Genomic DNA, 12,741 nt, shown 5'->3' with positions numbered 1-12,741 from the left:
TCTCTTTTTGATAGCACCCCAGTCATTGCCGGCGTGTCATTTATCGCACGCCAGTCTTTGCCAGCGTGTTTCTCCCCCACTACAACTCTCAACACCTGACAAGCTACTACGCTTGTCAGATGCCGCTTTACGCTAACTTAGTTATGCACTCAGCCGCTTTTCCAGCGCAGCCTTGTGATCTGCCAATTCTTGCGGCAGATGATACGCGAGTTTTTCAAACAACTCCGTATGCAATTTCAACTCTTCCACCCACGCGGCCTTGTCGATCGACGTGATGGTGTCGAACTGTTGCTGCGTGAATGGCAAGCCATCCCAGTTCAGATCGCCATACTGCGGCGTCGTGCCGAACAGATTTTCCACGCCGCCCGCCTTGCCTTCGATACGCTCGAGCATCCACTTGAGCACGCGCATATTGTCGCCGAAGCCAGGCCAGACGAATTTGCCAGCCTCGTCCGTACGGAACCAGTTGACGCAGTAGATCTTCGGCAGGGCGGCCGGGTTGACCTTGCCCACCTTGACGCCCATGTCCAGCCAGTGCTGGAAGTAATCGCTCATGTTATAGCCGATAAACGGCAACATGGCAAATGGATCGCGGCGCACGACGCCCATCTGGCCCACGGCCGCGGCCGTCGTTTCCGAGCCCATGGTGGCGGCCATGTAGACGCCTTCGACCCAGTTGCGCGCTTCGGTCACCAGCGGCACGGTGGTGGAGCGGCGGCCGCCGAAGATGAAGGCCGAGATCGGCACACCGGCCGGATCGTCCCAGGCGGCGTCGATCACGGGGTTTTGCGTTGCCGCCACCGTGAAGCGCGCGTTCGGATGCGCCGCCTTGGTGCCGGACGCTGGCGTCCAGTCCTTGCCTTGCCAGTCGATCAAATGGCTAGGCGCTTCTTTCGTCAAACCTTCCCACCACACGTCGCCATCGTCCGTCAGCGCCACGTTGGTGAAGATCGTGTTGTCGCGCATCGAGGCCATGCAGTTGTAATTGGTTTTTTCGTTGGTGCCCGGCGCCACGCCAAAATAACCGGCTTCCGGGTTGATGGCGTACAAACGGCCATCGGCACCCGGCTTGATCCAGGCGATATCGTCGCCGATGGTGGTCACTTTCCAGCCGTTAAAACTTGCAGGCGGGATCAGCATGGCGAAGTTGGTCTTGCCGCAAGCCGACGGGAACGCCGCCGCCACATAATGCTTCTTGCCTTCCGGCGATTCCACGCCGAGGATCAGCATGTGTTCGGCCAGCCAGCCCGGATTGTTGTCCGATGCTTGCGCTTCCTGGTAGCCCATGTTCGAGGCGATGCGCAGGGCGAAACATTTCTTGCCCAGCAAGGCGTTGCCGCCGTAGCCGGAACCGAAGGACCAGATTTCGCGTGTCTCTGGGAAATGCACGATGTACTTGGTGCTGTTGCACGGCCATTTCACGTCGGCCTGGCCAGCGGCCAGCGGTGCGCCCACGCTGTGCACGCACGGCACGAACTCGCCATCCGTGCCCAGCACGTCGTACACGGCACGGCCCATGCGGGTCATGATCTTCATGTTGACGGCGACATACGGCGAATCGGACAGTTCCACGCCGATGTGCGCGATCGGCGAGCCCAGCGGGCCCATCGAGAATGGCACGACGTACATGGTGCGGCCACGCATGCAGCCGTCGAACAGGCCGTTCAAGGTGTGGCGCATTTCGCCAGGTTCGGTCCAGTTGTTCGTCGGGCCAGCCGCTTCTTTCGTTGCCGAGCAGATATACGTGCGGTCTTCGACGCGGGCCACGTCGCTCGGATCGGAGCAGGCCAGGTAGGAATTCGGGCGCTTCTCGGCATTCAGTTTTTTCATGGTGCCGTTGGCAACCATTTCAGCGCACAGGCGCTCGTACTCTTCTTGCGAGCCATCGCACCAGTAAATACGCTCTGGCTTGGTCAGCGCGGCAATGTCGGCCACCCAGTTGATCAGTTTCTGTTGTTTAATATAAGCTGGGACGTTGAGTGCGGCGACGCCACCCATGACGGGCTGATTCATATTACCTCCAATACCAATAAAAGAAATTCTGGTCGTTCCGGCAAGACAGGCAGCATCGTTGAGAAGTGGCTGCGGCTCACTGCGGGCGGTGTGTTCACGCGGGCAGGGCTCTGGTGTCGTGTACCTGGATCATGCACCCAGGCTGCAGGAACAGTTTGCGCTATAACTATAATCAGGAAGCTTCAAAAGTGCCGGCGATTGTACACCCGCGTAACAGCTATTCTCGCAAAAATGTAGGAGAATAGCTTGACTAATGTAGTAGGCTATTCAGCATTTTCCGTATCCTGTTATTTCCCTACCAAATCCTCACTAAAATCGGCCATCCACCATGAAAATTGCCATACTTGATGATTACCAGGATGCCGTGCGCGGCCTCGATTGCTTCCAGTTGCTCGATGGCCACGAGGTCAAAGTGTTCAGCAATACGGCACGGGGCCTGGGCCAGCTGGCGATACGCCTGGCGCCGTTCGACGCCCTGGTGCTGATCCGCGAACGCAGCAGTTTCAACCGGGCCTTGCTGTCGAAGTTACCGAACCTGAAACTGATTTCGCAAACGGGCAAGGTCAGCGGACACATCGATGTGCCGGCCGCCACCGAGCTGGGCATCGCCATCGCGGAAGGCATCGGTTCACCCACGGCGCCGGCCGAACTGACGTGGGCGCTGATCATGGCGGCGCAGCGCAAGATCGTGCCCTACGCGCAACATTTACAGGAAGGGCTGTGGCAGACGTCGTCGCTGGAACCTCAGCGCAACACGCTTGGCACGGTATTGAAGGGGCGCACTCTGGCGATCTGGGGCTACGGCAAGATCGGTCAATTGATCGCCGGCTATGGCCGCGCTTTCGGCATGACCATCCTCGTGTGGGGCAGCGAAGCGAGCCGCGCGGCGGCCGTGGCGGCCGGCGATACGGCGGCAACATCGCGCGAGGCCTTCTTTGAACAGGCAGACGTATTGACCTTGCACCTGCGCCTATCCGACGCCACGCGCGGGCTGGTAACAAGCGAGGACCTGGCGCGCATGAAGCCCACTTCCCTGTTCGTCAACACCAGCCGCGCCGAGCTGGTCGCCGATGGCGCGCTGGAAGCGGCGTTGCCGCAGGGGCGCCCGGGCGCCGCCGCGCTGGACGTGTTTACGGACGAGCCGCTGCCGCCAGGCTCGCCATTGCTGCTGCTGCCGAACGTGCTGGCCACGCCCCACCTGGGCTACGTCGAGCGTGACAGCTATGAGCTGTATTTCCGCTACGCCTTGCAAAACATCGTTGATTTTACGCAGGGTCAATGCACGCGCCTGCTCAATCCCGAAGCATTGCAGCATGCGCGGCAAGCCCTTCAGGAACGCTGAAAGCCCTTCAGCAAGTCCGGCTCGCCCGTGATGCGGATGGCGGGCGCGGGCAGCACGTGGCGGCCGCGCCACAGGCCGGCCCAGCCGGGCGGCCAGGCGATGTCCGGCCCACGGTACGGCGCCACGCCGGCGCGCACGGCCACGACCGGCACGGGCGGCATGTCGGGCAAGGGTTCGCCTGGCGTGCGCTGCATGTCCAGGCTGTACATGTAATTGGGTAATAAGGCGTCGCAGACACGGCCAAACCACGCGCTATGGTCGTCGTCGCGTCCCAGCGCCTGCGCCAGGCCTTGCGGGTCGAAACGGGCCAGGGCGTCGATCAGCTCGCCAGTGGTGGCGCCGGGCGTATCGCCCCAGCCCATCACGGGGTTGACGTTGTAATCGGCGCCCGAACCGTACCAGCCTTCGCGCCAGGGCCGCTGCATCCAGTCGCGCGGCCCCGTAAACAAATGCCAGCGCCAGTGCAGGCCCGACGGTTTCGGCCACGAATACAGATACAGTTTTTGATAGCCGGCCTGGTGCAGCTCGCGCACCATGGCCATCAGGCGCGCGTGCGGCATGCGGTCCGGTGGCGCGCGCCTAAACAGGATCGCTTCGCCATCGGCAAACTGCACGTCGTCGGTCGACAGGTTCAGGTCCAGGGTGCGCGCTTCGCTGCCGAAACGGGCGGCGATCCAGCCCGTCAGCAAATTGACGGACGTGATCACCCCGTAACCGCGGTGGCGGTGAAAAATGACGGTGCCGGGAGCGAGCGCTTTCATACGGAGTCGGGGTGGCAGGCAAACAAAGAAACCAGTGTACTCACAGATGGCCAAATTTTCCAGATGCGATCCGCAACGGCCCGCCGCGGTCCGCCATTCACGCAAGGCACACAATCCACGCTATCATGCGCGTCATTCTCCACTGACATCGTGACCACATCATGACTTTGCGCATACTCGCCACTGGCGGCACTTTCGACAAACACTACAACGAATTGAACGGTACCCTGGGCTTTTCCGACAGTCATTTGCCGGCAGCGATTGCCCGCGCGCGCATGACGGCGCCCGTGGCGCTGGAGCAATTGCCCCTGCTCGATTCACTCGACATGCAAGATGCGGACCGTCAGCGCGTGCTGGCCTCGTGCCGCGCGGCGCAGGAGAAAGCCATCGTCATCATCCACGGCACCGACACCATGCGCGAAACGGCGCAAGTGCTGGGCGCGGCGAACCTGCAGCAAACGGTGATATTGACGGGCGCCATGATTCCCTACGAAATCGACAACTCCGACGCCCTGTTCAACCTCGGCTTTGCCTGCGGCGTGGCGCAAACCTTGCCAGCCGGCGTGTACGTGGCCATGAATGGCCAGATCTTCGCCTGGGACAATGTGCAAAAGAACCGCGCCGCCGGCGTATTCCAGCCTTTGTAAGCCGATGCCGGACAGGACGCGGCAGGCAGACTGGCACACGGTCTGACTGGCACGTTGTCACAATTCGACCAGCCCGTTTTCAACGGGTTTTTTTTACGTTTTTTTGCCTTTCAAAAATTCTGCAATGCGACAGATTTCGTCGAATTATTGCAGGCAAAACATCGAATTGCCAATACAATAATTTTATGTTGTAAAAAAACGCCATTCATCATTTTTAAAAACACCGATATTATTAAATATAAAACTGCGATTTAACAATTAACTTAAATATTCTTCTGTATCCGTAATTTATTGCCAAATCCGACACGGTTGATATGCATTTTTTCTTGCTGAGACGACATAATGTTCGCCTCGACAAGTCAAAAGTGCATTTATAACAATATTGCGCTAAGTAGTCTTCCACCTCCTACCGACGTGGTTCCGCCTACCGTACACGAGCACCGCTGGTCATCTATCCGATGGCTTATACGTGCTCGTGTACTGCTTGTCGTTATTAAAACTACTACGGAGTAATTGTTACAATGGCATTTAAAGAAAAAATTGGCGTACGCAGCGTACGCCTGGCCCTGACCGTTCTGGCAGGTAGCGTCTTGTTCTCTGGCCAATCCATGGCGGACGAAGCAATTCAAAAAGTTGAAATTACCGGTTCGAGCATCAAGCGTATCGCTGTCGAAGGCGCCTTGCCTGTGCAGCGTCTGTCGCAAGAAGCGATCGCCAAATCGGGTGCCACTTCGGTAGCCGACCTGATCCAAGCTCTGCCAGCCATGCAAGGCTTCACCATCGGCGCAGTCGCCGCTGGTTCGAATTCGGGCGGCAATACCAGCGCATCGCTGCACGGTATCGGCGAGACCTATACCCTGGTGCTGTTGAACGGCCGCCGCATCGCGCCACAAGGTTCCGGCACCACGGTCAACCTGAACGCCATCCCGATGAGCGCCGTTGAGCGCGTCGAAGTGCTGACCGACGGCGCTTCGGCCCTGTACGGCTCGGACGCCATCGCCGGCGTAGTCAACTTCATCCTGAAGAAAAACCAGCAAGGCGCCACCCTGGAAGCCACTTACAGCGCTCCGGAAGACAAGGGCGGCAACACCTGGAATACCAGCGTCACCTATGGTTTCGGCGACCTGGACGAAGACCGCTTCAACGTGCTGGTCTCGTACCGCCACGACGAGCAGTCGAAACTGCGCGCTACCGACCGTACGTTCGCCGATAGCTCGTACCTGAAATTCGCCCGCGGCGGCAAGAACTACATCTGGGACCGCACCAGCACCTCGGCTGCACCAGCAGGCGCCACCGTTGCCTACAAGACAAAAGACAGTGTCTCGACCGCATTCACGCCTTACCTGGAGATGACCGGCGAATGCCCTACAGGTTTCGACCTCACCACCAGCAATGCACGCGCTTGCGGTTTCGACACCGGTTCCACCGTGGAAATCGTGCCGCAATCGAAACGCGACAGCCTGTTTACCAAAGGCACGTACAAGCTGAACGACAACCTAAACGCGTTCGCCGAAGTCGCCTACTCGCGCTTCGACCTGACCGCGCGTATCGCCGCCAATCCGATTCCGATTTCGATCGCCAAGGACAGCGCGCTGTACAACACCTATGTGTCGCCCTACCTGACGCCAGCGCAACGTGCCGACGTCAAGTCGGTCACCGCCAACTACCGTACGACGGACTTCGGCCTGCGCGCCAGCAACACCATCACCGAAACCAAGCACATGGTGGTGGGCGTGGAAGGTGAACTGGGCGCCTGGAACTTCGAAAGCGGCCTGACCTGGTCGCAAAACTCGATCGACGAGCGCTACACGGGCGGTTACGCGACAAATCAAGGCTTCAAGGACATCCTCGCCAATCCGGATTTCAATCCGTTTGCAACAACGCAAAAGCCATCCGTGCAGTCGCAAATCGCTGGCGCGCAGTTCATCGGTTCGATCCGTACCGCATCGACCACCATGCGCGGCGTCGACACGCACGGTTCGCGTGAACTGTTCGACCTGCCAGGCGGCAAGGCCAGCCTGGGTATCGGTGGCGATTACCGCACCTACCGCTACGAGCAGTCGCCAGACAGCAACGGCACGTCGAAGGATATCTACAACTTCAACACCTCGCCTGCCTACGACTTGAGCCGCGATACCTACGGCGCGTTCGTCGAGTTGCTGGCACCGCTGACCAAGTCCTTCGAAATGACCGTTGGCGGCCGTTACGATGCTGTCAAGGCGATCGATGACAAGCGGAACAGCAAAACTGTCGGTAAAAAAGACAGCGCCAATACCTACAAGGTATCGGCACGCTGGCAGCCGGTACAAACCGTGCTGATCCGCGGCTCCTACGGCACGGGCTTCAAGGCGCCAAGCATGCTGGACCTGGCACAGCCATTGGTCACTGCAGGCTTTACTGCCAAGAAATTTGATTGCCCTTACCCAGGTACGGCACTGTGTCGCGCGGAAGCAACGCAATACAACGCCATGTCGGAAGGCAATCCTGAACTGCAATCGGAAAAATCGAAACAGTTCACCCTGGGCTTCCGTGTCGAGCCTAGCGCGGCCTTCTCGTTCGGCGCCGACCTGTGGGACGTGAAACTGCGCAATGCCGTATCGGAAATCACCGAAGCGCAGGCATTTGCCGATCCAGTCAAGTACGCGACGAGCTTCACGCAATATATCGAACCGTCGACCGGCAATCCCTACTACGCCTTCAAGAAACTGTCGGTCAACATCGGCAAGAAGGAATACCGTGGTATCGACTGGGATCTGTCGGCCAACCACAAGTTTGACTTCGGCAAGCTGACCGCCCAACTGAGCGGTACGCACATGTTGCACGCGAACTACACCAAAGCTGGTAGCGACAATATCTACACCAGCAACATGGACTTCTTCGGCGACACCAACGAAGTCACGTTCCGCAACCTGATGAAGCTGACGACGACCCTGGATACGGGCCGCCTGAGCAACACGGTGACCGTCAACTACCGTAACGGTTACACCGATGCGACAGCTACCGTGTACGACGTGGCCACCAAAAAAGAAGTGAAGGATTTCCGCCTGCAAGTTCCGTCATACACGACGTTCGACTGGCAAGCGCGTTTCGCCTTTGACAAGCAAACCACGATCCGCGCAGGCATCAAAAACCTGTTCGACCGTGCACCGCCGCTGTCGCTGCGCTCTTCGTCGGGCCACCAGGTTGGTTTCGACCCACGCTACGCCGATCCAATGATGCGTTCGTTCTACATCACCGGCAACTACAAGTTCTAATTTGACGTTGTGAATTAGCTTGTCTGAAAAGCGCCTTGCACCCCACCGTGCAAGGCGCTTTTTTTATGCAGCAACACATTGCATAGGCGAAAAAAAAGGAGCCGCAGCTCCTTTTTCGTACCGGCATGACTGCGCTTATGCAGTCGCTTCACCGCCAAGGGCTTCGACCACGTCGGCCATCAGCTTGGCGAGCTCGCCCGTCATCAGCATCACGTCGCCGTCGAAACGCTCTTCGTCGTTCTTCGTGCTCGATTCCGTTTCCTTGATCACGTCCAGCGGCTTGACGCTCTTGATAGCCAGGGACTCCGTCAGCACGAACGAGATCTTGTCGTTCCACGTCATGGCCAGGCGCGTGCACTGCTTGCCGGCCGCGATGTGGCGGCGCACGTCGTCCGCTTCCAGGGTGTGGCGCACGTAGCGCACGGTGGCCTTGCTTTCGCCCGTGGCGCGCAATTCCGTGTCCATGTCGACCGTGAAGCCGGCCGGCGCATCGTCCGCTTGCAGCCATTCCGTCATCACCGCCACGGGCGAGCGCTGCACGCGCAGGCTTTCCAGCGGCAGTTTGTCGACGGCTTTCAACAGCAGCTTGATGACTTCATCGGCTTTTGCCGGGCTGGCGGCATCGACCACCAGCCAGCCATTGACGGGATCGATCCACGTCCAGACGTTGCTGCGGATGCTGAAGGCGCGCGGCAGCAACTCGTCGGCCACGCGCTCCTTCAATTCCTTCATGGCTTTTTTACCGGGTGCAAAGCCTTGCGCTTCTTCCATCTCGGCAGCGCGGGCCTTGGCCACCTGGTTGATGACGGTCGCTGGCAAGAGTTTCTTTTCCGTGCCCAGCAGGATCAGCATCTGCTTGTTGACCACATGGACCAGGCCGCCGTTCGGGCGTGGCGTATCCCAGCCCTGGCGCATCAGATCCATGCTGGTCGCCGGCGTAAATTTGTTCGAGGACAAGGCCTCTTCCAGTTGTTCTGGCGTATAGGCCCATGGTGCGGGCAGGCGGTAAATCTGAAGATTCTTGAACCACATAGTTTTTGTCTTCCGTTTGTTTCAGTAGTGCCAGGGGAACGCCATTCTACACTTTCGACACGGGAATGCCGTCAAAAGCGCGGACTGGCGCGGTGTAGTTGATGCGTGGGGAATGCCGCTACAGGGCGGGAAACAGCTCCGCCTGGGCCGGCGCCTGCCGCGTCACGATGGCCGGATCGGACAAGGTCGAGATGCGCACGCCCAGCAGGCGGATTTTCTTTTCAAATGGCACGCGCCGCAAACAATCGCGGCTGGCGCGCAGGATGGCGGCGGCGTCCGCCGTGGCGCTGGGCAAGGTGATGTCGCGCGTGACGGTGCTGAAATCCTCGAAGCGCAGCTTGATGCCCACCGTGCGCCCCGCCAGCGATTGTTTGTCCAGGTCGCCAGCCACGCGCGTGCACAGGCTTTCCAGCTTTTCCGACAGGGTGGCGCGGTCGCGCACCACCTGCAAGTCGCGCTCGAACGTCGTTTCGCGGCTGACGGACTTGGTTTCCCGGCTCGTCTGCACGGGCCTATCATCGATGCCCAGCGCCGCCTGGCGCAGCCAGCCCGTGTACAGGTCGCCAAACTGCGTGCGCAGCATGGCCATGTCGGCCTGCGCCAGCTCGCCGATGGTGACAATGCCCAAGGCTTCCAGCTTGGCCGTCGCCTTCGGGCCGATGCCATTGATCTTTTTCGCCGGCAAGGGCCACACGCGCGTGGCGATATCCTCGGGCGACAAAATGGTCAGCCCGTCCGGCTTTTCCAGGTCGGAACAGATTTTGGCCAGCAATTTGTTCGGCGCCAGGCCGATCGAGCACGACAGGCCCGTCGCCTCGGACACGGCCGCCTTCAGGCGCGCCGCCATGGCCGGCGCCTGCTCACCGTATTCGGTCAGATCGACATAGATTTCATCGATGCCCACGTTCTGGATGATGGGGCACAACTGGGCCACGGCCTGCTTGAAGCGGGCCGAATATTCGCGGTAAGCCTCGAAATCGGCCGGCAGCAGGATGCTGTCGGGCGCCAGTTTCGCCGCCTTCATGATGCCCATGGCGGAAAACACGCCAAAGGCGCGCGCCGCGTAGGTCGAGGTGGTGACGACGCCGCGCCCCACGTAGTCGCGCATGCGCGCAAACTGCCGCGTGCCATCTTCCTGCAGCACGGGCTGCTGCAAGCGCCCGCCACCGATGACGACGGCTTCGCCGCGCAATTCCGGATATTTCAACAGTTCCACGGAGGCGAAGAAGGCGTCCATGTCCAGGTGGGCTATCCAGCGGCGGGCTTCAGGCAATGTAGGGGCAGATGCGGTCAAGGACACCTCGCGGCGGGATGCTGTCGGATACTGTAATTATATACAGTATCGCTGCAAATGCCAGTGGATGCAAGCACCGGGACGGTATTGATTGAAATCATGATTGGCTTTTCTATTTAGCAAGAATAGAATCGCTGCACAACAACGAAACCTAGGGAGTTGCCTTGTCCACAGTACCTCACGTCTTACGCCGACTGGCCGTCTGCTCATCCATCGTGCCGGCCCTGCTGCTGTCCACCCTGGCGCCATCCGCGCTGGCCGACACCACCACCATAGCCGCCAGCGCACCTGTCGCCGCCAAAACGGCCTGGCAGGAAACGCGCCACGGCACGGTCGTCACGGACGACTACCGCTGGCTGCAAAAGAAAACCGATCCTGCCGTGATCGACTATCTGAATGCGGAAAACGCCTACACGGCGGCCGTGACCGCCCCGATCCAGCCGCTGGCCGACAAGGTCTACGCCGAGATCAAAGGCCGCATGCAGGAAGTGGACTTGTCCGTGCCCGCGCGCCAGGGCAATTTCTACTATTACACGCGCGTGGAAGCGGGCAAGCAATACCCGATTCACTGCCGCCGCCCCGTCGGCGCCAGTGGCGCCTACGATGCGCAGGCGGCTGAAGAAATCCTGCTGGACCAGAATCAATTGGCCGAAGGCCACAAATTCTTTGCCGTGCGCGCCTTCAGCGTCAGCCCGAATGAACAGTTGCTGGCCTACACCACCGACACGACGGGTTTCCGCCAGTACGAGTTGCATGTCAAGGATCTGAAAACGGGCAAACTGCTGGGCGACAGCATGCCGCGCGTGACATCGCTGGCGTGGGCGGCGGACAACGCCACCCTGATGCTGGCGCAGGAAGACGCCACCACCAAGCGCTCGGATCGATTGTTCCGCCTGGCCCTGGGCGGTGCGCCGCAACAGGTCTACCACGAGCCGGTGGAACAGTTCGCCATCAACGTGGGTCGCACGCGCGACAAGCAATTCTTCGTGCTCACCTCGGGCAGCACGGATACCAGCGAAGTGCTGCTGTTGCCAACGAGCAAGCCGCAAGGCAGCTTCCAGTCCGTGTTGAAACGTGAAAAAGGCCACCGCTATGGCATCGAGCACCGCGACGGCCAGCTGTATATTCTGACCAACAAGGAGGCGAAGAATTTCCGTGTCGTCAGCGCGCCGGTGGCTGCCCCGCAGCCGAAGAACTGGAAGAGCGTCGTGCCGCACAACAAGGATGCCGTGATCCAGTCCATCGACGTCTTCCAGGGCTACCTGGTGGTGATGGAAAAGGCGCGCGCCCTGAACCGCGCCCGCATCCTTGATTTTGCGCAAAAGAATTGGAAAACGGTGCAGTTCGACGACCCCGTCTACCTGGCCACGGCGGCCGGCACGCCGGAGTTTTCCGCCACACAATTTCGCATGTCTTACCAGTCTCCCGTCACGCCGCCCACCGTCATCGACGTCAGCATGCAAGATGGCAAGCGCACGGTGCTCAAGCAGCAGGAAATCGTCGGCGGCTTTGACGGCAGCCGCTACACGACGCAGCGCTTGTGGGTCAAGGCGCGCGATGGCGTGCAAGTGCCGCTGTGGATCGTCTACAAGAAAGGCGTGAAACTCGACGGTTCCGCGCCGCTGCTGCTGTACTCGTATGGCTCGTATGGCATCTCGACGGAAGCCAGTTTTTCCATCAGCCGCATCAGCCTGCTGGAGCGGGGCGTCATCTATGCGCAGGCGCATATCCGCGGCGGCACCGACATGGGTGAAGCGTGGCATGAAGACGGCATGCTGATGAAGAAGAAAAACACCTTCAATGACTTCATCGACAGCGCCGACTATCTGGTGCGCGAAAAATGGACCAGCCCGAACCGCCTCATCATCCAGGGTGGCAGCGCGGGCGGCTTGCTGATGGGCGCCGTCGTCAACATGCGCCCCGACCTGTTCCACGCCGTGCACGCGGCCGTGCCGTTCGTCGACGTGATGAACACCATGATGGACGCCAGCCTGCCCCTGACCACGGGAGAATACCTGGAATGGGGCGACCCGAACCAGAAAGCTGCCTACGACTACATGCTCAGCTACTCGCCGTACGACAACATTGCGCGCAAGAATTATCCCGCCATGCTGGTGACGACGGGCCTGAACGACAGCCAGGTCATGTACTGGGAGCCGGCAAAATACGTGGCCAAGCTGCGCGCGTATAAAACGGACGGCAATCCCCTGCTGTTGAAAACGAATATGGGTGCCGGCCACGGCGGTGCCTCGGGCCGCTATAACGCGATTGCCGAAAACGCATTCAATATGGCGTGGATGCTGTCGCAGTGGAATATCACGGAATAATGTGAAAAAAGCGCTTGCAGAAGGATTTTAGCCGTCCTATAATAGCGCCTCTTCCAGACGTGGTGACAAAC

8 protein-coding genes are annotated in these 12,741 nt (G+C 59.7%); 4 read left to right on the top strand and 4 right to left on the bottom strand.

Going from position 1 to position 12,741, the window contains the following annotated elements:
* Positions 1 to 141: 141 nt before the first annotated feature.
* Positions 142 to 2,013 (bottom strand): phosphoenolpyruvate carboxykinase (GTP), encoded by a 1,872-nt coding sequence (locus tag HWE17_RS11595; protein WP_176388839.1) that lies wholly within the window; start codon positions 2,011 to 2,013, stop codon positions 142 to 144.
* A gap of 328 nt (positions 2,014 to 2,341) precedes the next feature.
* On the opposite strand from HWE17_RS11595, the gene HWE17_RS11590 reads away from it, so the two are divergent.
* Positions 2,342 to 3,355: a D-2-hydroxyacid dehydrogenase family protein gene (locus tag HWE17_RS11590; RefSeq protein ID WP_035823016.1), complete on the top strand. Its 1,014-nt coding sequence runs from the start codon at positions 2,342 to 2,344 to the stop codon at positions 3,353 to 3,355.
* On the opposite strand, the gene HWE17_RS11585 is transcribed toward HWE17_RS11590, so the two are convergent.
* Positions 3,343 to 4,116 carry a hypothetical protein gene (locus HWE17_RS11585; protein WP_035823019.1) on the bottom strand — a complete coding sequence of 258 codons (774 nt, stop codon included), beginning with the start codon at positions 4,114 to 4,116 and terminating at the stop codon, positions 3,343 to 3,345. The two genes, HWE17_RS11590 and HWE17_RS11585, sit on opposite strands and share 13 nt — an antisense overlap.
* A gap of 161 nt (positions 4,117 to 4,277) precedes the next feature.
* Here HWE17_RS11585 and HWE17_RS11580 point away from each other — a divergent pair, with 161 nt between their 5' ends.
* Both HWE17_RS11580 and HWE17_RS11575 read left to right on the top strand, forming a co-directional pair.
* Positions 4,278 to 4,763, top strand: coding sequence for an asparaginase domain-containing protein (locus HWE17_RS11580; protein WP_034781194.1), 486 nt, complete (start codon positions 4,278 to 4,280; stop codon positions 4,761 to 4,763).
* Positions 4,764 to 5,371: 608 nt separating this feature from the next.
* Positions 5,372 to 8,017: a TonB-dependent receptor gene (locus HWE17_RS11575; protein ID WP_255206207.1), complete on the top strand. Its 2,646-nt coding sequence runs from the start codon at positions 5,372 to 5,374 to the stop codon at positions 8,015 to 8,017.
* A gap of 135 nt (positions 8,018 to 8,152) precedes the next feature.
* Here the strand turns inward: HWE17_RS11575 and HWE17_RS11570 are convergent, their stop codons facing one another.
* Complete coding sequence (locus HWE17_RS11570) at positions 8,153 to 9,049, bottom strand: recombination-associated protein RdgC (protein ID WP_035823026.1); 897 nt, start codon at positions 9,047 to 9,049, stop codon at positions 8,153 to 8,155.
* Between the two features lie 118 nt (positions 9,050 to 9,167).
* Positions 9,168 to 10,322, bottom strand: coding sequence for a DNA polymerase IV (gene dinB / locus HWE17_RS11565; protein WP_176388850.1), 1,155 nt, complete (start codon positions 10,320 to 10,322; stop codon positions 9,168 to 9,170).
* 185 nt (positions 10,323 to 10,507) lie between these two features.
* Between dinB and HWE17_RS11560 the strand changes: the two genes are divergently transcribed.
* Positions 10,508 to 12,670: a S9 family peptidase gene (locus tag HWE17_RS11560; RefSeq protein ID WP_255206206.1), complete on the top strand. Its 2,163-nt coding sequence runs from the start codon at positions 10,508 to 10,510 to the stop codon at positions 12,668 to 12,670.
* Positions 12,671 to 12,741 lie beyond the last annotated feature (71 nt).

It is taken from the genome of Janthinobacterium sp. BJB401 (genome assembly GCF_013372745.1).
Taxonomy (GTDB): domain Bacteria; phylum Pseudomonadota; class Gammaproteobacteria; order Burkholderiales; family Burkholderiaceae_D; genus Janthinobacterium; species Janthinobacterium rivuli.
The sequence above is the reverse complement of the archived record's forward strand: the minus strand, read 5'-3'. Positions and strand labels throughout refer to the sequence as shown.

Excerpts from the sequence above, each read along its gene's own strand:
- HWE17_RS11595 (WP_176388839.1), bottom strand. The coding sequence starts at position 2,013 with ATGAATCAGCCCGTCATGGGTGGCGTCGCCGCACTCAACGTCCCAGCT.
- HWE17_RS11590 (WP_035823016.1), top strand. The coding sequence starts at position 2,342 with ATGAAAATTGCCATACTTGATGATTACCAGGATGCCGTGCGCGGCCTC.
- HWE17_RS11585 (WP_035823019.1), bottom strand. The coding sequence starts at position 4,116 with ATGAAAGCGCTCGCTCCCGGCACCGTCATTTTTCACCGCCACCGCGGT.
- HWE17_RS11580 (WP_034781194.1), top strand. The coding sequence starts at position 4,278 with ATGACTTTGCGCATACTCGCCACTGGCGGCACTTTCGACAAACACTAC.
- HWE17_RS11575 (WP_255206207.1), top strand. The coding sequence starts at position 5,372 with ATGGCGGACGAAGCAATTCAAAAAGTTGAAATTACCGGTTCGAGCATC.
- HWE17_RS11570 (WP_035823026.1), bottom strand. The coding sequence starts at position 9,049 with ATGTGGTTCAAGAATCTTCAGATTTACCGCCTGCCCGCACCATGGGCC.